17 protein-coding genes and 1 pseudogene are annotated in these 22,316 nt (G+C 57.0%); 3 read left to right on the top strand and 15 right to left on the bottom strand.

Features of this window, described 5'->3' with window-relative positions:
- Positions 1 to 4: 4 nt before the first annotated feature.
- From THIVI_RS02940 to rpoE, 4 genes are read right to left on the bottom strand one after another with little or no spacing between them, the layout of a single operon-like run.
- Positions 5 to 436 (bottom strand): SoxR reducing system RseC family protein, encoded by a 432-nt coding sequence (locus tag THIVI_RS02940; protein WP_014777156.1) that lies wholly within the window; start codon positions 434 to 436, stop codon positions 5 to 7.
- Positions 433 to 1,416 (bottom strand): MucB/RseB C-terminal domain-containing protein, encoded by a 984-nt coding sequence (locus THIVI_RS02935; RefSeq protein WP_014777155.1) that lies wholly within the window; start codon positions 1,414 to 1,416, stop codon positions 433 to 435. The genes THIVI_RS02940 and THIVI_RS02935 overlap by 4 nt, the downstream gene beginning before the upstream one ends.
- Entirely contained in the window at positions 1,400 to 1,981 is a 582-nt protein-coding gene (locus THIVI_RS22485) for a sigma-E factor negative regulatory protein (RefSeq protein WP_052314943.1), read from the bottom strand. The genes THIVI_RS02935 and THIVI_RS22485 overlap by 17 nt, the downstream gene beginning before the upstream one ends.
- A 32-nt stretch (positions 1,982 to 2,013) precedes the next feature.
- Positions 2,014 to 2,592, bottom strand: a complete 579-nt coding sequence (rpoE, locus tag THIVI_RS02925) for an RNA polymerase sigma factor RpoE (protein WP_014777153.1) — start codon at positions 2,590 to 2,592, stop codon at positions 2,014 to 2,016.
- 238 nt (positions 2,593 to 2,830) lie between these two features.
- On the opposite strand from rpoE, the gene nadB reads away from it, so the two are divergent.
- Positions 2,831 to 4,456: an L-aspartate oxidase gene (gene nadB, locus THIVI_RS02920; RefSeq protein ID WP_014777152.1), complete on the top strand. Its 1,626-nt coding sequence runs from the start codon at positions 2,831 to 2,833 to the stop codon at positions 4,454 to 4,456.
- Positions 4,457 to 4,561: 105 nt separating this feature from the next.
- Here nadB and THIVI_RS02915 read toward each other — a convergent pair whose 3' ends face one another.
- Positions 4,562 to 4,789, bottom strand: a complete 228-nt coding sequence (locus tag THIVI_RS02915; protein WP_041446797.1) for a hypothetical protein — start codon at positions 4,787 to 4,789, stop codon at positions 4,562 to 4,564.
- A 269-nt stretch (positions 4,790 to 5,058) separates the two neighbouring features.
- Positions 5,059 to 7,737 (bottom strand): bifunctional acetate--CoA ligase family protein/GNAT family N-acetyltransferase, encoded by a 2,679-nt coding sequence (locus THIVI_RS02910; protein WP_014777151.1) that lies wholly within the window; start codon positions 7,735 to 7,737, stop codon positions 5,059 to 5,061.
- A gap of 146 nt (positions 7,738 to 7,883) precedes the next feature.
- Between THIVI_RS02910 and THIVI_RS02905 the strand changes: the two genes are divergently transcribed.
- Positions 7,884 to 8,819: a histone deacetylase family protein gene (locus tag THIVI_RS02905; protein ID WP_014777150.1), complete on the top strand. Its 936-nt coding sequence runs from the start codon at positions 7,884 to 7,886 to the stop codon at positions 8,817 to 8,819.
- Positions 8,820 to 9,483: 664 nt separating this feature from the next.
- Here the strand turns inward: THIVI_RS02905 and THIVI_RS02900 are convergent.
- Positions 9,484 to 10,266, bottom strand: a pseudogene (locus tag THIVI_RS02900) (transposase); the annotation flags it as partial.
- Positions 10,267 to 10,516: 250 nt separating this feature from the next.
- On the opposite strand from THIVI_RS02900, the gene THIVI_RS02895 reads away from it, so the two are divergent.
- On the top strand, positions 10,517 to 11,818 hold the full coding sequence (locus tag THIVI_RS02895; RefSeq protein WP_014777149.1) for a tyrosine-type recombinase/integrase: 1,302 nt from the start codon (positions 10,517 to 10,519) through the stop codon (positions 11,816 to 11,818).
- A 130-nt stretch (positions 11,819 to 11,948) separates the two neighbouring features.
- Here THIVI_RS02895 and THIVI_RS02890 read toward each other — a convergent pair whose 3' ends face one another.
- The 8 genes from THIVI_RS02890 to THIVI_RS02865 form a co-directional block, all read right to left on the bottom strand.
- Positions 11,949 to 13,133: an ISAs1 family transposase gene (locus THIVI_RS02890; RefSeq protein WP_014776993.1), complete on the bottom strand. Its 1,185-nt coding sequence runs from the start codon at positions 13,131 to 13,133 to the stop codon at positions 11,949 to 11,951.
- Positions 13,134 to 13,320: 187 nt separating this feature from the next.
- Positions 13,321 to 14,589 carry a YagK/YfjJ domain-containing protein gene (locus tag THIVI_RS23325; RefSeq protein ID WP_157174346.1) on the bottom strand — a complete coding sequence of 423 codons (1,269 nt, stop codon included), beginning with the start codon at positions 14,587 to 14,589 and terminating at the stop codon, positions 13,321 to 13,323.
- 74 nt (positions 14,590 to 14,663) lie between these two features.
- Positions 14,664 to 15,692 carry a hypothetical protein gene (locus tag THIVI_RS24400; protein WP_014777147.1) on the bottom strand — a complete coding sequence of 343 codons (1,029 nt, stop codon included), beginning with the start codon at positions 15,690 to 15,692 and terminating at the stop codon, positions 14,664 to 14,666.
- Positions 15,693 to 16,009: 317 nt separating this feature from the next.
- Positions 16,010 to 16,216 carry a helix-turn-helix transcriptional regulator gene (locus tag THIVI_RS23320; protein ID WP_083845682.1) on the bottom strand — a complete coding sequence of 69 codons (207 nt, stop codon included), beginning with the start codon at positions 16,214 to 16,216 and terminating at the stop codon, positions 16,010 to 16,012.
- Between the two features lie 960 nt (positions 16,217 to 17,176).
- Positions 17,177 to 20,416, bottom strand: coding sequence for a type I restriction endonuclease subunit R (locus THIVI_RS02880; RefSeq protein WP_014777146.1), 3,240 nt, complete (start codon positions 20,414 to 20,416; stop codon positions 17,177 to 17,179).
- Positions 20,413 to 21,678 (bottom strand): restriction endonuclease subunit S, encoded by a 1,266-nt coding sequence (locus THIVI_RS02875; RefSeq protein WP_157174345.1) that lies wholly within the window; start codon positions 21,676 to 21,678, stop codon positions 20,413 to 20,415. The genes THIVI_RS02880 and THIVI_RS02875 overlap by 4 nt, the downstream gene beginning before the upstream one ends.
- Before the next feature lie 42 nt (positions 21,679 to 21,720).
- Positions 21,721 to 22,086 (bottom strand): type II toxin-antitoxin system VapC family toxin, encoded by a 366-nt coding sequence (locus THIVI_RS02870; protein ID WP_014777144.1) that lies wholly within the window; start codon positions 22,084 to 22,086, stop codon positions 21,721 to 21,723.
- Positions 22,083 to 22,310 (bottom strand): hypothetical protein, encoded by a 228-nt coding sequence (locus tag THIVI_RS02865; protein WP_014777143.1) that lies wholly within the window; start codon positions 22,308 to 22,310, stop codon positions 22,083 to 22,085. The genes THIVI_RS02870 and THIVI_RS02865 overlap by 4 nt, the downstream gene beginning before the upstream one ends.
- Positions 22,311 to 22,316: the final 6 nt, after the last annotated feature.

Genomic DNA, 22,316 nt, shown 5'->3' with positions numbered 1-22,316 from the left:
TTCGCTAATTGAATTCAAGCCGTCGCAGAATCAACGGCGTGGACGCGGTGGCTACACGATAGCCGCGCAGCCATCGCAACGCCAGTATCAGGCCAAGCAAAGCGCCGAACAAGCTCGCCGCCTCGCCATGGGCGCCACCCAGGGCTTCACCCAGGAGCGCACCCGCGAGCAAGGCCAGGATCGGCGCCAGATAGGCCGCCATGGCGGCTGCAAGCAGACCCTGCTCCGAGATGCCGACGAGCACGCGATCGCCCACGGCGGCCTGTATCTGGTTGAGCGCGGTCAGCTCGACGGCACGCCGTCCGAGGTAACGCTCCAGCAACGAGGTACCGCAGGCACCCTGGACGGTGCAGGTTCCGCACGCGCTCCGTCGCTCTGTCCTGACCTGGGCATAGTCCCCGGAGAGCGCCACCACCGTCCCCCGCTCCTCGATCATGGCGACCGACGAGCACCCGCGATGGCGGCTTGAACGGTTGCCGCGGGGACTTCGCCGATGACGGTCACCTGATGGCCTTCGACCTTTCCGCCCATGGCATGCACCGCGCCGATATTGGTCAAACCGTTCAGGCCGTCCTGGATGCCCTCCTCGACATAGATCGAATAGGCGGAGAGCCGATCCGTGAACAGAAAATGTTCGGCCGCAGAGCCATCCGGCTGCTGCATTGTAGTATGCATCACCAGCTGAAAACCCGCTGGCGGATCGTCGAACCGCCAGCGACTCGCCGATTCTGTCACGGGAGCATTTCGCACGGGTTGACCGACCAGTTCGGGCGCCACACCATCGGAAGGTTTGAAGACGATGGAGGTGAACATCAATTGCTCAAGCGGCTCCTCGTGCAAATCGATCAGGTCGGATTTCAACGGCAGGGCGGTTTCGCGATCGATGTGAAACCGATACCCATAACGGAGCTGGTCCCGCGGGATGATGCCGACGACATTGGTCTCGCGGCCCGCGACGCGCGCGACGCCCAAGATCGCCGTGCGGTAATAGCGCCCCAGAGCCGCGGGATCGATCCCGTCGGTGGCGAGAATATGGCCGCCGCCATGACGCTCGACCGAGAATGGATGGCCATCGGGGAGCGCGCACAGAACGCGATCCCGTTCCCTAGCCACCGCCCGCACCGGACCGCTTAACGACACCAGGCGTTCCTGGACCCGACCCTGCTCGACATGGTGCAGAAGATTGAGCGTTTCCAGCCGATTTTCATGCAGATACACCAGAGTCCCCTCGTAGTTCAGGGAGCGCAGGGCCTCTGCCATGCGTTCGAGAAGATCCCCGACCTGTCGCGCCGCATCGACGGGGGGCGCCTCATCCTCGCCCGCCGCGCTCATGGACAGTCCGATCGCGCCGAATCCACAGAAAAGGAGGATTCCACCCCACCACAGGGTCATCCGCACGTTAGCGTGGGATTTCATAACCGACGAATGTCGCATAATGGAGCATGCCCTTGGCCCCGGTCGCGGGAGCCGTCTCTTGGTGGGTCACCAGAAAGCGGTCGAGCTTATTGGCGAGATCGGGGCGATCCAGTTGCCAGCGCGCATCGACCGGACGGGGGAGCGACGCGCGAGCGATCAAAGGCGTTTCCCCGACCGTGACCCGCGGGTGCGTTGCCGTGTCCCGCAACAGAACCGGAGCCACGAAAACCGCAAGGAAAGCCACGCTGGCGGCAATCGCCACACCGACCAGCGGTCGATAGTGCGTTCGCGCCCGGCGGCCACGCGGTTGGAGCCGGGTCGGCTCGACCGCGAGCGTCCGGCGCACACGCTCGGCGACCGCCCGATGCGCCGGATCGCAATGCTCGCCACGAATCACATGGCCAATCAGGTGATAACGCTCCCAGGTCGCACGCAGGCTCGCATCCTCTGCCAGCGTATCCAACAGGCGCGAGGCGCTCAATGGGTCGAGTTCGCCATCCTGCAGCTCGGAAAGCCGTTGTCGTTGCCAGTCGGTCGGTCGCTGCTCATTGGTCATTGGATTCATGCCTGAGCTGAATATCGTCGGTGTTCAATTCTTTAATCCTCGAGCAAAGGCCGCAGCCGCTTGTCGATGACCTCCCTGGCGCGAAAGATTCGCGATCTGACCGTCCCGATCGGACACTCCATGGCCGTCGCGATTTCTTCATAACTCATTCCCTCAAATTCCCGCAGCAAGATGGCGGTCCGCAGATCCTCGGGCAACTCGTCGAGCGCGCGCTGTACCGTCAGGGCAATCTCATCGCTCAACAGGAGTCGCTCGGGTGTCGCCGACTCACGCAGGCGAGCGCCCATGTCCATCTGTTCGGCCAGTTCGGCCTCGACATCGTCGCCGGGCGGCCGGCGCCCCTGGGCGACCAGGTGGTTCTTGACGGTATTGACCGCGATCCGATACAACCAGGTATAAAAGGCGCTGTCGCCACGAAACCCCGGCAACGCGCGATACGCCTTGATGAAGGCATCCTGGGTGACATCCAGAACCTCGCTCGAATCCCGGATGTATCGGGAGATCAAGTTTGCTACCTTCTGCTGATATTTCAAAACCAGAAGGTCAAAGGCGCGCGTGTCTCCCGACTGAGCGCGCTCCACCAATTCATGATCGGCCTGGCGCTCAGACATGAGATCGTCCCGTTGGGCTTTCGACCATCGGTTCCGTTGGCATGGACAATTCACCGAAAAGGAAGTTCGTAAAAATGGACGATGTGCGCCGGGGCACACCGAATCATCGACTAAATCCTGATCCAGGTCGACGAAACGACACCGACTGGATGACACTGGGTCCGCGCGCGACGCCGCCGCCTGCTGCGTCGAGACCGTCGCGGACCGACCGATTTCCGCCTTGAAGCGAGCGCACTCCATGCCCGAACCGTTTTTTCGTCACGATGTTCTGATCCTCGGCAGCGGCGCCGCAGGCCTCAGCCTGGCGTTGCGTCTGCGCACGGATCTCTCCGTGGCGGTCATCTCCAAACGCGAGCTTGCCGAGGGCAGCACACTCTATGCCCAAGGCGGCATTTCCGCCGTCATGGACGCCCAGGATTCGATCGAATCGCACGTTCAGGACACCCTCAAGGCCGGCGCGGGACTCTGCGAACCGAGGGTGGTCCGGCACGTCGTCGAACGCGGCCCCGACAATATCCGCTGGCTGCTCGACCAGGGCGTCGAGTTCACGCGCGACGCGGAATCCAGCTCCACCGGCGGTTATCACCTCACGCGCGAAGGCGGCCACACCCACCGACGAGTGGTGCATGCCGCCGACGCCACCGGCTATGCGGTCGAAACCACGCTGGAGGCCAAGATCCGCGCCCGGCCCAACGTCACGCTCCACGAACAGCGGATCGCGGTCGACCTCATCACCTCCAAGCATCTCCCGGACCATCGGGATCACCGCTGTCTTGGCGCCTATATCCTCAACCGCGGCACCGGCCGGGTCGAGACCTTCCTTGCCCGCTTCGTGGTGCTCGCGACCGGCGGCGCCAACAAGGTCTACCTTTATACCAGCAATCCGGACGTTTCGACCGGCGACGGCATCGCCATGGCCTGGCGCGCGGGCTGCCGGGTCGCCAACATGGAATTCATGCAGTTTCATCCCACCTGTCTCTATCATCCGGACGCGCGCACCTTCCTGATCACCGAGGCACTGCGTGGCGAGGGCGCGCATCTGTTACTGCCCGACGGCGAACGCTTCATGCCGCGCTTCGACCGCCGCGCCGAACTGGCGCCCCGCGACATCGTCGCGCGCGCGATCGACCACGAAATGAAGCGACTCGGCGCCGCCTGTGTCTATCTGGACATCTCACACCGGCCCGCCAACTTCATCGTCGAGCACTTCCCCACCATCCACAAGCGTTGTCTGGAATTGGGGATCGACATCGCTCGCGAACCCATCCCGGTCGTCCCCGCCGCCCACTATACCTGCGGCGGCGTCATGGTCGACGCGCATGCCCGCACCGATCTCGCCGGTCTCTACGCCAGCGGCGAGACCGCCTACACCGGACTGCATGGCGCCAATCGCATGGCGAGCAATTCGCTGCTGGAATGTCTGGTTTATTCGGAGTCGGCCGCGCTGGACATCGAGCGGCGCATCGCCGATTGTCCAGAGCCGCCCGAGGTGCCCGATTGGGACGAAAGCCGGGTGACCGAACCCGACGAGGAGGTCGTGGTGACGCACAACTGGGAGGAACTGCGCCGTTTCATGTGGGACTATGTCGGCATCGTGCGCACCAACAAACGGCTGCGGCGCGCCAAGCGGCGGGCCGACCTGCTGGCGCAGGAGGTCATCGAATATTACAGCCACTTCCGGGTCAGCAACGACTTGATCGAACTGCGCAATCTGCTCGAAGTCGCGGATCTGATCATTCAATCGGCGCTACGCCGGCGCGAGAGCCGAGGGCTGCATTACACCCTGGATTTCCCCCACAAGGACGCGACCCAGCGCACGCCCACCATTCTGATCCCGGACAGCTATCAACCGCGGCGCGAGTGATGCCTGCGGCCCTGCGGCCCTGCGGCCGGCGCGCGACACGGCGCCAGCCGAGCCGACGAACGATGACCGTCAAGCTGCTTCGGGCGGTGCCGGCCGATCTTTCCGTCAGACGTCAGGAGGGTTTTCGCGCTCCGCCGCTCTGGCGGTGCTCAGCATCCGTACCTGTTCGAGCCGTTGCCGGCAGCGCTCCCAATCGCCTTGAAGACACTCGGTTTTTCGACAATCGAACTCGCAGGGCGAAAGTTCGTCCGGCACCGATGCGCTCCAGATGCGGGAAAATTTATTCCAAATGCCGAGAATTCCCCCGGGTTTTTCTGTCGATGCCTTGGCCATAGTCTGGACTCGCAAAAATTGGCAAGGGAGGCGAGAAATACGGGACGCGCAATACACATTAAACCCCATCCCAGAACCTTAATCTGTCCTAAAGAACAGATAAAGCAATTTTTGCGCCAGAACAAAAAACGAAAGATAACTTTATTTAAAAACAAACGTTAAAGTTACCTCGCTCCGATTTCAGCAACCTCATATTCACGCGATTGCCAAGTAATTGTAAAGAAAACCGACACCCACAAGGCATCTGGGGAGGCGCCTCAACGAAAGCGCTACAAGACCTTGCTCACCAGCTTGATCGCCAGATCCTGCGGATCGCTCTCGATGCGGAAACCGAGCGATTTGACCAACGCCAACATCCGGTTGTTGGCCGTCAACACCTCGCCATCCATGACCCGAAACCCGCGCGAGCGGGCGTTCTGCATCAGCGAGCGCATCAGCCGGGCGCCGATCCCGAGATTGCGCCAGGTGTCCGAGACGACGATGGCGAACTCGCAGTCCTCGCCGCCCGGGCGGGACATGTAGCGAGCCACGCCGACCTCCACCTCGACGCCGTCGTTCTCGACCACGCCGATCAAGGCCATTTCGCGGTCATAGTCGATCTGAGTGAAGCGCACCAGCATCTCCGGCGACAGCTCCTTGATCGCCTGCATGAAGCGGAAATATTTGGTCTGCTCCGACAGACCGCGCACGAAATCTTGCTCCAGTTCGGCGTCCTCCGGGCGGATCGGACGGATCACCAGATCCCGTCCGTCGGGCAGTTGCGCGCGTTCGATCAGATGGCTCGGATAGGGATGGATAGCCATGTGGCCATAGGTCGGCTGCTGGGGCGGGCGATAGTCGACATGGATACGGGCATCGACCGCGATCACTTCCTTGTCGTTGCCGATCAGCGGATTGATGTCCATGCGGATGATCTCCGGCAGCTCGCAGACCATCTCCGAGACGCGCTGCAGGATTTTTGCCAGGGCGACGCGATTCATCGGCGGCATGTGCTGGAAGGCGCCCATCAGACGCACGATGCGAGTGTGATCGATCATGGTCTCGATGATGAAGGCATTGAGCGGCGGCAGACCCAGCGCCCGGTCTTCCAGCACCTCCTCCTGGGTGCCGCCGGCCCCGAAGCTGATCACCGGGCCGAAGATCTTGTCGCGGAACACGGTGACCATCAACTCGCGCGCGGCCCGCGTCGAGGCCATGTGCTCCACGGTGATGCCTTCGAGCCGCGCCTCGGGACGCAACCGCTTGGCGCGATCGACGATCTCGGTGAAGATCCGGCGTACCGACAGGGCGTCGTCGATGTTCAGCCGCACCCCATCGACATCCGATTTGTGCTCCAGATCCGGCGAGTTGATCTTCATCACCACCGGAAAGCCCAAGACCTCGGCGGCCATCAGCGCCTCGTTGGGCGTGCGCGTCAGGACCGCCTGCATGGTCGGGATGCGAAAGGCCGACAGGATCGCCTTGGCCTCCACCGTGCCGAGCGTCTTGCGGCCCTCGGCCATCACGCCCTCGATGATCAAACGCGCCCCCTCGACATCGGGCGGATCCTCATAGGACAGCGGCGCGGGCGACTGCATCAGCAGCTTCTGATTGCGGTGATGGGTGGCCAGGAAGGAGAAGGCTTCGGCCGCCGCCTCCGGGCTCTCGAACTGAGGCACGTCGTTCGCGGACAGCAGCGCCTGCGCTTCGACGACCCGCTTGCCGCCCATCCAGCAGGCCAGCACCGGCTTGCGGCTCGCCTTGGCCGCCTCAATGACCTGATTGGCGGTCGCGACCGGATCCCCGAAGACCAGCGGAGACAGGATACAGAGTACCCCATCGACTTCATCGTCCGCGAGACAGGCATTGAGCGCCAACCGATAGCGCTCGGGCGGCGCGTCGCCGATGATGTCGATCGGATTGCCGTGCGACCAGTACCCCGGCAGCCCCTGCTCCAGCGTCTGGCGCGTGGCATCGCTGAATTGCGCCAGTGTCAGTCCCAGTTCCACCATGCGATCAGCCGCCAGGACGCCTGGCCCACCGCCGTTGGTGATGATAGCGATGCGGTCCCCGGCCAGCCGGCGACGGGTGCCGAAGACCTGGGCGGCGGCGAACAACTGATCTAGATCAGAGACTTGAACCACGCCCGCGCGCTCGGTGACCGCCCGGAACACGTCCGGAGACCCGACAAAACCGCCGGTATGCGACTTGATCGCGCGCGTGCCGGCGGGATGCCGTCCAGCCTTGACGACGATCACCGGCTTGAGCCGCGCGGCGGCGCGCAGACCGCTCATGAAATGGCGGGCATGACGGATGCCTTCCACATAGAGCAAAATGCACTGAGTCTGGGTATCGAGCGCGAGGTAATCGAGGATATCGCCAAAGTCCACATCCGCCGCCGCGCCCAGCGACACCACGGCGGAAAAACCCACCTTGCGCCGTTCGGACCAGTCGATCATCGCGGTACAGATGGCGCCGGACTGCGAGACCAGCGCGACATTGCCCGGATGCGGCAGATCCTGACCCACGCTGGCATTGAGTCCGTGCTGCGGGCGCATCACCCCCAGACAATTCGGCCCGAGTACCCGGATGCGATTGCGCCGGGCCGCCTCGACCATTTTCTCCTGCAACACCTTGCCGCGTTCGCCGTGCTCGCCGAATCCGGCGGAATGGACCACCGCCACCTTGACGCCATAACCGCCGCACTGATCGAGAATCGCCGGAACCGCCTCGGCCGGGGCGGCGATCAGAGCCAGATCGATCTGTCTGTCGAGCGCCTTCAGATTCGGATAACAAGGTTCGTCGGCGACCTGGTCGTATTTTGGATTGATGGCGTAACAGTGACCCTTGAACCCGCCCGCCAGCAGGTTGCGAAACACCATGCCGCCGATCGAGCCCGCGCTGTCACTCGCGCCAAAAACCGCCACGGCACTGGCTGTGAAGAGTTGATCGATGTCCGACAAGCGCATGGGGTTTGCCCTCCGGGGCAAAAAAGCGGTTAATCTTCGGTACTGCCGCCGAAGCGCGGCAAAGAACAATCCGGGCACTGCCCGAATCGAGAATCGCACATGACCCGCCGCGTCACGCACCGCGATCGAGCCTTAGAGGAGCCGACATGAACCTCGCCTTCATTTCTCATCAGTCCTGCAAAGAGCACCGCATGGGCGCGCATCACCCGGAATGCCCCGAGCGCCTCTACGCGATCCAGGATCGCCTGATCGCCTCGGGCATGGAGATGCTACTGACCCATTATGACGCCCCGGCGGCCAGCGTCGAACAACTCGCCCGCGTCCATGAGCGCGACTACATCCAGCACATCCTCGACAGCGCGCCTCAGGACGCCGACACGCTGGCCTGGATCGACGGCGGCGACACGGCGATGAACGACCACACGCTGGAGGCCGCGCTGCATTCGGCCGGGGCTGCGATCCTGGGCGTGGATCTGGTGATGAGCGACCGGCACCACGCCGCCTTCTGCTGCGCCCGCCCGCCCGGTCATCATGCCGGCCGGCGCAACGGAGGCGGATTTTGCATCTTCAACAACCTCGCCGCCGGTGCCGCCCACGCGCTCGAACAGCATGGCCTGGAGCGCATCGCCATCGTCGACTTCGACGTGCATCATGGCGACGGCACCGAGAACATCGTCAGCGGCGACGAACGGATCCTCTTCTGTTCCAGTTTTCAGCACCCCTTCTATCCCGGCACCGGGGCCAACAGCACGGCCCCCAACGTCATCAACCTGCCGCTGCCCAAACTCACCGATGGTGCCGCCTACAAGGCCGCCGTCGAATCCGCCTGGCTACCGTGCATCGACGCCTTCGCCCCGCAGTTGATCATGATCTCCGCTGGCTTCGACGGCCACATCGAGGACGACATGGCCCACTTCAACCTGCACACCTCGGACTACGGCTGGATTACCCGCGAACTCCACAAACTCGCGGTCAAGCATTGTCAGGAGCGGGTGGTGTCCTGTCTGGAAGGCGGCTATACGCTGTCGGCGCTCGGGCGCTGCGTGAGCACGCATCTCGACGAATTGATCGGACATGCCTGAGCGGATTGCCGCCGCTTTTGCTGCAATGCAGCATCAGGATAGCCCGGCGAGTTGCGGACTGCAATTCCCTTCGGTAGAGCGTGGTGCCGTTGGTGCGTGGGAATGACCTTGGTTTTCGGCTTGCCGTCAGCCCACGAACGGCTTCAGTCTCCAAGCTAGCTCGTTTCGGCTTCGCTCAACGCGGGGCGCGAAGACGGAACGCGGCGGTTCGCACGAGAGGTCGGGCGATTTCAGCGATGGCAGCACCGGGCGTGGAGCACGAGGCGTACCGAAGTAAACACTATCTTTGAGATTTTTATCCGCGCTTGATTTCGAGTGTAAAATTTTCCGACACCACGAAGGGCCTATTGTGCGCTTGTTGATCGGATCTAACGACACGGTTTCCGCTATGTCATTGTGATGAAAGAATTTCAAGCGCAGAAATTGGCGAATGCGAAGTGTAAGAAATCCTGACACTAGGGCAGTGGTTAAGTCCATCGCCTTTATCAGGGGAGCGATCAGGTCGCGCAGGGGATGCGCGATGTCGGACGGATGACGCTGATCGCAGAAGTTATTTATCTATAAAATACAAAAGTTTGTATTTTTAAATTAGCGCGGGGATGTCAGTATTTCTGTGTCGGTGGTCATTTTATCCTCGTGCTGCTTCAAAGCGTTCGGCGTAGAGGAAAGGGATGACCCGGTCCCAGGCTCGCCGCCAGGCCACCGCGACGGTGGGAATTTCTCGCCCCAGGGGCGCTGCGCGAAGGCATCCAGTTCGGCCAAGGCCGCTTCGGCGCTGGGTGCCGTGTCAATCGGTTTGATCGCCGCTGCCAGCGCCTTGCGATCCTTCCAACTCGCGTCGTCGAGGCTGTTGCGAGATGGCCTTGTTGCGAACCACCGCGTCCTCGCGAATCTTGACCCGCAGCGCATCGAAGAAGACGACCGGAGACATCGGTTCCAGCGCACGCGACTGCTAGGCGGTCACCTCGGCCATGACCGCATCGGTGACCGAACTGATGAATTCCGGTGACACCTCGGTGCCGTACTGCTCGGCCAAAAATCCCTGAATCTCGCGGACGCTCATACCCCGAGCGTACAGGGCGACGATCTTGTCGTCGAAGCCGGTGAAGCGCCGCTCGTGCTTGGGAATGAGCAAGGGCTCAAAACTCCCCTGCCGGTCGCGTGGGACGTCGATCCGCAACGGCCCATCGTCGGTCAGGACCGTCTTGCTGCTCGCGCCGTTGCGATGGTTGGCAACCTCGCTGGGTTTCTCGGCACCGGGCGGGTAACCCAGATGATGGCTGAGTTCGGCACCCAACGCGCGCGCGACCAGCGCCTTCTTGAACGCCATGGAGGTCGCATTGATCGCCTCGGCGTTCACCGAGCCGCTGACCATCTGGTCAATGAACTCTTTGGGGATGCTGGGTAGTGCCGCTGCCGGTTGCTTCTTGCTCGTCTTGCTTGGCATACATGCTCCTGCTTGCTGACATGTTATGCCTCACACACAAAATTTCTGACAGGCTCATTGGCGGAGAGGGAGTCCGCGTTTATCTAGTTCAATCATGTCCAGAAAGATCCACAAGAAAAAAATAAATTCTTTTAATATTTAGTAGTTACAATTATTTTCGTCCAACTCCGTCCAAGCGAATACCAGCGCAGCCGACTATAATGTGGTGGGCTGAGTGGTGGGCTGATCGATTCGCTGGAGGATTGCGGCAATGAGTTTGACTGCACTGGAGATCAAAAACGCACGGGAAGGAATGCATGCCGATGGAAATGGCCTTTATCTCAGGGTACAGAAAAGTGGGGCGAAATCCTGGATTTTCCGCTTCCAGTTACAGGGTAAGCGGCGCGAGATGGGGATCGGCACACTGACCGACAAGACCGCGCCTGTCGCTCGGGCTGAAGCCGCACAGCTTGCCGCTCTCGTCCGTGCTGGCACCGATCCCATCAAGGATCGTCATGCCAAGGCTATCCAAGCCACCGAAGACGCGAAAGAGGCCGACGCTGAAACGATTACGTTTCGAGCTGTAGCGGCTGACTACATCGCGAGCCATCGCGCTGGCTGGAGCAATGCCAAACATGCGGAACAATGGGCAAACACCCTGGAAACTTATGCAGCCCCAGTTATCGGCGACAAACCCATCAGGAGCGTTAACACAGATGATGTGCTAACAATTCTGAAACCGATCTGGAACACCAAGACCGAAACGGCTACGCGCGTTCGATCCCGTATTGAATTGATCCTCAGCTACGCGAAAGCCTTGAGGTTACGCCAAGGCGAGAATCCAGCACTGTGGCGTGGACATCTGGACGCATTGCTTCCCAAGCCGACAAAGCTTAAGCGTGTACGACATCATTCTGCCCTGCCATATGACAAAACTCCTGCATTTGTAGCGAGACTCAGAGAGGTGACAGGTCTGGGTGCGCGGGCGTTGGAGTTTGTCATTCTAACAGCCGCTCGCTCTGGAGAGGTCCGGTTAGCGACCTGGGCTGAAATCGACCTGAAGACGAGATTATGGACGATTCCGGCTGCGCGCATGAAAGCAAAACGAGAACATCTTGTGCCACTGTCCAGCGCCGCGATGCGACTCCTGGAAGCTCTCCCGAGGATCGACGGCAGCCCTTACCTGTTTCCGGGCAGTCGCGAACAGAAACCGCTCAGCGATATGTCGCTTACCCAAGTAATCCGACGCCTCAATGAGCGTGCCTTAGACAATACAACGTTACTGGAATGGATCGATCCGAAGACCGGCAACCCAATCGTTCCGCATGGTTTTAGATCAACGTTTCGCGACTGGACGGCAGAGCAAGGCAATTATCCCCGCGAAGTGTGCGAACACGCGCTGGCACACAGCCTGCCAGACAAGGTGGAAGCAGCCTATCAACGAGGCGTAATGCTGGAGCGACGCAGACCCATGATGCAATCATGGGCTGACTACCTAGAACCACAAGAAACGATGGTTGCCCTGTTGAAAGACATTCGCGACATCCTGCACAAACCTGAAAGAAGCAACTGAACAGTCATTCATGTCATACCCTTCGATTGACGTGGACTCACTCCCTTGCCATTGAACGAGAAAAACTCGTCCACCAAAAGCGTTTATAGCCGTCAAGTGTGATATTCTTACATACCCCAGGGCAATCGCATCAAGCGCTGCTAACATTAGCGGGTACCGATGTATCAGCGTCGCCCTTCCTCTGAGGCGACTCGAAGAGCAATTTCGACAGGTAGGACTCGTCCCAACCGGCTTTCAAGCGTTTGTTCTGGATGCCGAGCTTGGTGCCGTCATTCTTGAGGCGCGAGAGGGCGAGGTGACGCAGGACGGCAAGATTCTCGCGCGCCACCGGATCGCGGACACGGCACTCATCCTCACGAAAGGCGATATCGAGATTCCAATGCAACCCGTTTTCGATGCCCCAGTGACCGCGTACTGCGTGGGCAAAGCGCGCGGCGCTGGTGCCGATGCTGCCAATGAAATAGCGGGTCTCGACCGAGACCTTGCCGGCGACCTCACGGCGCGATTCAACCATGCCGATCATGTTCATTGCCTCCCACGAGGCGCTGTGCGGCACGCCGGAAAGATCGCCCAAGGTTTGGTAGCGACGGGTTTCGAGACGACCATGCCCTCGCTCGACGGTTTCGAGGAATGCCGAATCGACACCGGCGTAGCCTCTGGCGTCGGCGTCGATGAACGCCTCCTCGACCTCGGCGGCCAGCGTTTCCTGGTTGCCTTTGAGCGCGAGCACATAGTCCCCTCCCTGGTGGATGATCTGCGCGGCAATCTTGGTCTGGCAGCCCATGGCGTCGATGGTGACGATGCAGCCCTCCAGCTTCAGCCACTCCAGCAGACGTGGAATGGCCGTGATCTCATTGGATTTGGCGTCGGTGGCGACCTGTCCGAGCACCACCCGATTGGCCGTCGCCCAGGCACTGACCAGGTGCAACGCCGCCAAGCCCTTGCCGCGGCTGTGGGAGCGGCGCAGGGTCTTGCCATCGACGGCAATGATCTCTTCGGGGATCAGTTCGGCCACCGACGCGCTCCATTGGCGAAAGCAGGCGGCAAACTGTGCGGGATCGATGAGCGCAAACACCCGCCCGAAGGTGTCGTGCGACGGAATGCCCGCGGGCAGTTTCAGAAACGTGCGCAGCCACGCCTCCTTGGCCTGTCCGAACGTCTCGACACCCACCCAACCGTCGGCGCCACTGAAGGACGCCGCGATGGTGATCACGATCATCTCACTTAAGAGGTGCCGTCGTTGGATCGCGCTGCGCGGCTCGTCCAGCGGGGCAAAATGGTGCGCAATCGATCGCTCCACACTCAAGTCGCACATCGGCGAGATCTCCCCAAGATTCTAAAGACTCAAATCATTGGGGCCGCAGTACGGATTGTCTAACAGTATGCGCTAATGCGTTGATGCGATTGCCCTGTTACATACCCTCTCCGTTATCCCCCGTAAATAGTCGACTTTATCAAGGGGCCAGTGAAAATATCACATCAGAGGGCTATCACAAGATGGCCTATTTATTGACTACATTTTCTGGGATTTCGTTCGGAAAGTTGCTGCGATTAACGTCGCGATCATGGGTTTTTCGCGGTCTTCCACGTTTGATTTTCGGTACCGAAGGGTGAGCACCCCGACGGTAAAGGCGGATCGAAGTACCATATTTCGGCTTGATAAATTGATCTAATTTTGTCAAATAACCGATGACGCGATTCAAGAGATTTTCGCGTAAAAGTGTTTGATCGTGGTTAATTGGACCGATTCCTCGAATCCCATTCTTTTCAAACTCACTGGCTTGTTTGTTGCAGTTCCAATATTCGCCTCGACCTTTGGTAATCGTTTCTTTCCAATACTCGCCAATCTGTTTCGCATGATAAATATGGCTTTCATTTTTCCGCTTCGATCCATCAAAAAAATAGATTACATGGACATGAATCCCCTTCTCGACGCCATACTCTAATTTTGTGATATAGCCGCACATGTTCGCAAAGAGTTTATTGGACCGTCGATTGCTAAATAAGCGATTTAAATCTTTCCCAACATCCTGGATATTGACGGAATTGGAGAATTCCTTTTTGTAAAACAAATCAAGACGCAATACAGAAAGACGACCATACTTTTCAAACAACTTATTGCAATAATCGCAATACTCCGTGAATCTCTCAATGGATTCTTTGCGTCGTCTATATATTTTCTGTTTTATTCTAAATCGCCTCGCTTCTGTTCTAATACTGTTAACGAGAGCGTTAAAAATTTCTCCCCCTGTCATTCCGTTTCGATGCCGATAGTTTGCGGATGGCATGTTACAGTGCGGGCTCCAGTCACATGCTTCCTCACTCAAACTCATTGCGCGAGAACAATGGATGAAGAGCATAATATACTCGTCGTATTCGTAGTCTGGAGAAAGTAAGTTGACGGTTGAAATGAAAAGTGGAATTAACGCAAAATACTGCCTGGCAAGTGGTGTGGAATCATATGTAATTCTGTTGGCGATGACATTAGATCGCACAAAAGGGATAGTATCGTCGTTTAGGAGATCTTCGACAAAACACTCCAAATCCGCAAGGTATTTTGAGTATGCGGCGTTGTTATATCGTTTCAACTTGAACTCAGGTAATTGGTCAGATGAATCAAAAATTTCGTCTGCCAACATCGAATAAAAAGCTCTGCACGCATGTCTATCAAGGTGAATTTTTTCTTGAGAAACTGTCATGTTAAAACCCATAGCATTAGAATTTTGAGACGGAGATTCCAGACGAATTAAATCATCAGGAATCTCTCTCAAGTGAGATCGCTATCAGGCTTGTTTCAGTTCATGCAAACCGATTATGTTCAGCCACAGCGATTACAATGAGTTGCTTATTTGGATAGCATCTCCATCCCGAAATGTTTGAAATCTGGATGTGGTTTTAGCCGTAAATAGAGATCACGCTTTAGTATCCCACTCATATTCGACAAGAGTGTTGAATGATAAAAATCATGCTCTTTCCCAATTGATCCTACATTCCCGAGGATGCCATTATATGGCGATAAAATATAGTCGCACACGACACCTATGCCATCCGTCGCTAGTTGCCATTGGCTGTCGATTTCCACGAACGATTCGCCACATAACGTATTGCTTGAATTGATAAAAATCACGACAGAGTAGCGATAGCTTGCCTCTGTAATGTACTCGCGTTTCCACCAGCAACCCAAGATATGGCAATCAGGAAGATCGCTGATTAATGCATTGATAAACCGTTGAAGATGGCCATCCGTTTCCTGTAGACTGATGTTATTCACTACATCGTGTTTATAGCAAAACGTCTTTCTGACAACATATAAACTGGGTGTTTTTTTAAAAAACTTTGCAATGTTGCGTTCTGTGATACGGATCTGTTCATTGATCAGTTTTCTACGTTCGTTAGACTTGGTTTTATACTCGTTTCCTTTCGCCGCTTCGCGTATTCGGATGATAATGTTGTTGATTAACTCACCTTCCAGAAAGCCATTCTCACCAATTACTGTACCAGGATCTCCAGTAAAATTGATGTTATTCAAGTTTAATGCACGGAGAACGTGAGCGATAATCTTTGAACTTTCGCTGACTTCCATCATCGGAGGATAGTGTGCTTGTGGCAATCGCAACAAATCGTAGACTAGCTGAGAAAATGGTTGTTCGGTCTTGATATCAAGACTTGTCGCTGTTCGATTAATCGTGAAAGCCAATTTATTCGACTTTGCAATGTGCCTCACAAGGCGTTCTTCAAATTCTGCACGTACAGAGCTGAAACCCTGGATGTCTTTGCTGACACACCAAGATTGATCGGTGGACTGAAAAGTGTACGCAATTTGAATGGAGTGGATCGCGTTCCAATCAGCCGTCATCGCTAGTGATTTTTTCATCGTTTACTCCTGATCGATTTTGTTTACGGTTGTTCATGTGCGTAAGTCTCTTGCTCTTCATTAATTGGCGTTTTACGCCATAATCTTTAGGCATCAGCGATTGTTCTTGTGGAACCATCGCTGATTGGCCTTCACTAAATCTAGCCATGTCAAGCTAGTGCTAATATCAATTCAAATCACATAAAAACCAATAAAATGGCCATGAAAATCTCCTCGACTGCTTTGACATGAGCAGTCGATTTGCTAGACCTACCGAGAAAAATGCCTGCGTCTGCTTGTACTGACTTAGCGCCAGTCAAGTTTGATCGCCACGGTTGTTAATTGTTGTCACGGCTCAGATCAGCTCTGTGTTTGACCCATGCCACCACTTCTGATCGAATCCATGCGACAGCTCCTCGGCCACTGGCCGACAGTCGAATGGGTTTCGGAAACGACGGATCGTACTGTGGTGCTTGGGGGTTTAGACGTGCCCAGATACTGGATCGTCCCAATCCTGTGAACAATTTAAGTGTCGGCAGTCGCATGAGTGAATAGTCTTCGTTCACCTCGTTGGTCTCCTGATGTACACCGCGACTGGCGACTCATGGCCAGCAGCGGAAATTAATGTGTACGCGAAACATCGCTTCGCGTGTTTGAACGCAAAATCTGAAAATGAGGAGATTTATGGATGGACTAGAGAGAGCAAATTCACATCACGGGAAGCGCGATGGGCTCTGAACTGATGTGCGCGAAGTTAACTACTTCGGCAATTTGACACCTTAGTTTAGAACTAAGGATTGATCTATTTGGCCACGCGGAGGCGGCGGCATATGTAGCTTAGGGTATGTCCCAAGCTTTCATTGGCGTGGTCGTCTATCGACACGTCCGGGAGAGATTCTACGGAAATCCCCACAGAGAATGCAAGCAAATCTTTGTGGCCGATGTTGGTTGTCGCGAAGCCTAGCTTGTATCCACAGTCCGTAATTCATTTCGCATCTTCGGGCACCTTGACGCATGGCTGCAACCCAGATTCTGATCCTAGTCAATTTTGAGAACCTGCTGAAAATTTCCACCGGCACAGAAGCGTCAACTTGTGCTTGACTTGGCGAGGTTCAGATGTTCATCCGCGAGATCCACAGTGATAATCCGTATCATCTGGAGCTGCATCCTCAGTGAGTCGTTTGCTTTTGGCCGAAGTGACCCCGATTCCGTAAGCCCTTTCATCGCAAGTGTAAAAGCCAAGTCCGTATAACTGTGAGATGCGTAAAGCTAAGCCTGTATGGCCTTTTTTGCGCCGGGCTGCGATCGTTCCATGGTCGACTGATTCACGCCTTAGCGCGAATCAGATTCAATGTCAGTAACCAGCGTCGGGCATCTCAAGCGGGATGAGCGTTATAGGGGGCAGCGTGTCGATTCACACGAATTGTTTAGAAATCGCCTTGTTATCATCGCCACGAATGCCCTGACGCACAACGATTTGACATCAAAACGCCGTGCTTTGACGGCTAAGCCGCCTGAACATAGATGCTATGACGGCCATCGACATAGCTATCGAAGATATGGCAGTAGGCCAGATCCGATTTCACCGCGCGTAGCTCCGGGCTGTAGGACTCGGGCAAGGTTTGAGAGAAGGTGCGGGTGATGGTCTTCCTCACTGCCGCTCGCGCCTGTTGTTTCTCCCGCCAGTCTAATACCAGCTTCTCGCGCTTCAGCGTCTCCAACAGTGTCCTTGCCACCTTCTTGACCGCCTCGCGCTCTGACGGCGACAGCTCGGGTTCGGGTTTGGTCAGGATGTCGAAGATCGCTAGTTCTTCCGCTGTCAGGCGTTCCGCCATGCCGCGTTGATCTTCTTCGGAAAGGCTCTGCGCAAACGTCACCAGCTTGGCGAAGAACGCCTCGATGTTCTGACTGCCCGCGTTGTACTCCGCGATCATCTGCTGAAACTTCTCCAGGAAGTCGAGACGGGAGCGGTTCTCACGCAGCATCTGATCAATCTTCTTCGCCAGAATGGCCTGGAGCTTCTGCGCTTCGGTGCGTTTACGTTGGGTTGCAAACTCCTTCGCCAATTTCTCGAAGTCGATCTGCGACAGATCAATCAGTGGTGCGGGGGTCGCTTGGGCTTCGATCCGATAGGGTTCAGTGGCGATGGAGTCGTTGAGCAGTGCTTCCACGTCGTCCATCACATCGCTGATGTCCGCCTTTGGCGAGAGCGAGCGGATCTTGCTGGCAATCACCGCGAGGAGCACCGTATCAGGCGCAAAGGTCTTTGCCTCGGGGTCGGGGAGGATGGCCTTGTAGATGCGCGCGGCACGACTGGCGAGAGACAGATACCGCTTGCGAACGTCATCGCTCACCAGCAAGGCTTCCACGGCATCGTCGAGCTTGCCAATCCGGGCGAAGCCTTCTGCTTGGCGGATGGCGTCGAGATCAATCCCGTGGGTCTGACAGAAGGCGCGGGCCTCGATGAGTGCTTCGCTTAAGCCGTCCACCAGCGCCTGCTTGTTCTTGATCGGCAGTTCCCCGCCGCCGCCACCCTGTCGGGCATAAATCGCCAGCGCCTTCTGCAAGCTGCGGAAGATGCCGACGTAATCAACGATCAGCCCGGCGGTTTTGCCCGGTGCGACCCGATTCGCGCGGGCGATGGTCTGCATGAGCGTGTGGTTCTTCATCGGCTTGTCGAGATAGATCGTCGAGCAGGACGGCACATCGAAGCCGGTGATCCACATCGCACAGACAAACACCAGTCGCAATGGGTTGGTCTCGTCCTTGAAGGCGGCGTCCAGATCCTCGTTGACCAGACGCTGACGATGCGGCGCGATGTCCAAGCCCTTGGCCTTAAGATCCGCTACTTCGTTCTGTGCCTGCGAGACGATGACCGCCATGTCGGTCGAGTCCATGTAGGCGATCTTCTCGGCGAGTGCGGCCTGTTCAGCCGACCCGTCGTTCGCTAGGCGTTCCGGCGCGACCAGATCGCCGGTCGTATAGGCGGCGGCCTGCTCCGCGATGGCCGTCTGACTGGCCAGCGTCACCTTCAATGTCGCCAGATATGCCTGCCAGTGCGCGCGTACCTTGTCATACATCCGCACCGCCGTCGCCTTATCGATGCAGACCATCATGGCCTTGCCGCGATAGCCACGTCCGGTGAAGTGCTTCACCAGATCCTCGGCAATCGCTTCCAGGCGGTCCTCACGGGTAATGAGGTGATACTCGCGCGCAAACTGGCGTTCCAGCAGTCGCTCCTGTTCCTCATCCAGCTCGGCGGCTTCGAGCAGCGCCGCCATGTCTTCGTTGAGGTTGTCGTTGGTCAGTTGCAGCTCGGGGATGCGGTTCTCGTAATAGAGCGGCACCGTGGCGCCATCGGCGATGGAGCGCAGGAAGTCATAGACCGACACGTAATCGCCGAAGACCTCACGGGTCTTCTCTTCTTCGCCGCTGATCAGCGGGGTGCCGGTGAAGCCCAAAAACGCGGCATTCGGCAGCGCCGTGCGCATGTTGAGCGCAAAGGTGTCGTACTGGCTGCGGTGCGCTTCGTCGGTGATGACGATGATGTCGTGGCGTTCCGAGAGCAATGGATAGGCTTCGCCGTGCTTGGTGTGGAATTTCTGGATCAGGGTAAAGACGTAACGGTGATCTTCGGTCAACAGTTGCTTGAGATGCTGACCGTTGCGGGCATGCGCCTCGGTTCCAGTGAAAGCGCCAGTGGCAACGAAGGTCTTGTAAAGCTGGGTGTCCAGTTCGTCCCGGTCGGTGACGACGACAAACGTCCATTGACCAAGCAGCCGGCGCAACACCTTCTGGGTGAGGAAGGCCATGGACAGACTCTTGCCGCTGCCTTGGGTGTGCCAGAAGACGCCCAGGCGTCCCTGCTGGTCGCGCAGCAGCACGATCCTGGCGTAGACCTTGTTGACGCCCAGGAACTGGTGGTTCTTGGCGATCTTCTTCACCAAGCCGCCGCTCACCTCCTCGAAGAGCGTGAAGTTTTCCACGTAGTCCAGCAAGCGGGTCTGCTCGCACAGACCGCGTAAGGCGGTTTCGAGCGAGACGAGGCCGGTCTCGCCTTCATCGTTGATACGCTTCCATTCAAAGCAATGCTCCCAGGCCGCGCTAAGACTGCCGATGCGCGTGTGACTGCCGTTCGATAGCAGGATGAAGGCGTTGGGGATGAAGACTTGCGGAATGGTGTCGCGGTAGTCGCGCAGATTGTCGCTGTAGGCGTTCTTCAGATGTTTGTGCGACGCCTTCAGTTCGATGAAGACGAGCGGGATGCCGTTGACGAAACCGATCAGGTCGGCGCGGCGACGGTAGAGATCGCCGGAGATCCAGAACTGCGAGGCGAGAAAGAAGTCGTTCTGACTGGGATCGGACCAGTCGATGACCCGCACGTCATCCGTCGCGGTTTGCCCGTCTGCATCGCGGTAGGTGACGGGTACGCCGTGCTTGAGCAGGCGGTAGAACTCGCGGTTAGCAACGGTCGGGTTGAGCGTGGAGCGGTCGCGGGTGATCTCGGTCATCGCCGCGTCGAGTGCGTCGGGCGGAAGCTCCGGATTCAGCCGTTCGAGCGCGGCCTTGAGTCTGCGGGGCAGGATGACTTCATGTTCGGACTCGCGTCCTTCCGTACCGGAGACACCAAAGGTTTCATGGTAGAGGTTCGCCGTGGTCCAACCGAGTTCATCGAACAAGGCGATGGCGGGTTGTTCAACGAGCGTATCTTCCGAGTAATGACCGGACGGCGAGCGGAAGCTCATGGGATGGTTTCCTCGGGAAGCGTCGAGACATCGAGTTGACCGGAGAGTAGGCGTGGAAGCAGGAGGTCGCGGGTGCGGCGGAGGTTTTGATTTTTGGCTATCAAACGCCAACACATTTCAAGCATCGGCTCGCAGAGTCTTGACCAATGTTCCTGCAAATTTATAGGCGGCATCAATATATTGAAATGCCGAAATTCTTTTAAAATTATTCGGGGCAATGCAGCGCCGGAAACGTACCCCTTCATGCGCAACTTAACATCTGGGTCTCTAAGCATAATAGCCAGCAAATGCGGCTTAAATCGGTGATTTGGACGCAATATCGCAATTGAAGATAATAGCGCAACCTGCATGTCTTCCTCGACAACAAAGCAATGCTTAAGATAGCTTCCATCTTTTGCTATCAAAACATCATTTTTTCGCATCGTTGAATCATTTCTTTCTAGTTCCTTAAAATCCTCCTCGCTGATCTTGCGGCAAGATTCGATGTTGATTCCCCAATCGTGCATATCTTTTACTGATGCCATTGGATAACCTAGTTCTTGAGTCTTTGGGCTATGATGTGCACCGTCAGTTATTCGGTCACAAACAGATTCCATGGGGCCAATCTCCCACCCTTCTGGAATCTTCCCGAGCGGAGAATCAACAAACTTGACGTTCTCATGTCCTGGAAATCGAAACTCGACGAACCATTCGCGATAGAGCGACCGCGCCATGTTCTCCAGAATCTGGATGCGTCGCTGGTTGTTCTCGATCAGGTCGTCGTAGGCGGAGAGGATGTCAGCGATGCGGTGTTGGATAGGGAGGGGAGGAACGCGAAAATTAAAAGTGATTAGCTTATCTACACTTAAATTATCCTGAGTTGTGCCACGCGAGGCTCCTTGCATTTCCAGCTTGAGAGTATCAATGGAATACTTGATAAATCTTACGTCTGCTTTATTCTGATCTGCGACGAACCCGACAACACTATCTGGAAAGCAAGCAGGAATTCCAAGTATCGCGGTGTCAGCTATATTTGCAGCGATTGTAATACACAGTGTTCCGGGTTCCCAAAGTTTACTCTGGGCCAACCCTTTTTCGTTATATGTCTGCGAGTATTTTGTAAGACGAAACTCTGCTTCCTTAACATCACCTGTTTGAACGAACGGATACTTCCCGCCGTAAAGTGATGTGTCATTGCGTGGGCGGTGCCTTGACTTGCCTCGCCCAACTGAACCTAGATCGTCTAACTTACACTCACGCCACTCTCTCCCTAAGCCACTCATATCTCCAAAATCTCCACAACATCCCACACAATAGCCTCTCGTTTATCCATGCTGGATTTCCACCGACTGACTGCGTAACCCGGCAACGCCCAGCAATTGCCGGTCGTTGGTCAGCAAGACCGCATTCTGTGTGGCCGCACTGGCGGCGATGATGGCGTCGGGGACTTTCAACTGACAGTCTCGACGCAAGCGGATGGCTGCTTCGCACACGGCGGCGTTCAGATCCACGCGCTGAAATTGGTTCAACAGCCAGCGTAACTCTCGTTCCTGGGTCGGCGTGATGTTCGACCAAGACAGCAGTTCGATTTCGCTGATCACCGAGTAAGCGTAATAACCGGCTTCGATCCCAACCATCGTTTTGCCAGCATGAATGTCAATCAGGATATTGGTATCGAGGAGATAGTTCATCGCCATTCCGTATCCCGAATCTGCCGCTGAAAGGCGACGCTCTCCTCGGTGATCGGCTCGGTACCCGTGAATCGTGGAAAGTCACGGGCGGGGTCGATCAGCGTCCGGTGTGCATGGGCTTGGCGCGTCGCAATGAACTCCACGAAGTCCAGGACTTCGGCTTGATGGTCTTCATCAAGGGTACGCAGCCTGTCGAGTAGCGCAGTTTCGATCAGGGTATTCATCCTGGA

It is taken from the genome of Thiocystis violascens DSM 198, from assembly GCF_000227745.2.
Classification (GTDB): domain Bacteria; phylum Pseudomonadota; class Gammaproteobacteria; order Chromatiales; family Chromatiaceae; genus Chromatium; species Chromatium violascens.
Note: the sequence above shows the minus strand (reverse complement) of the source record. Positions and strands in the feature narration are given on the sequence as shown.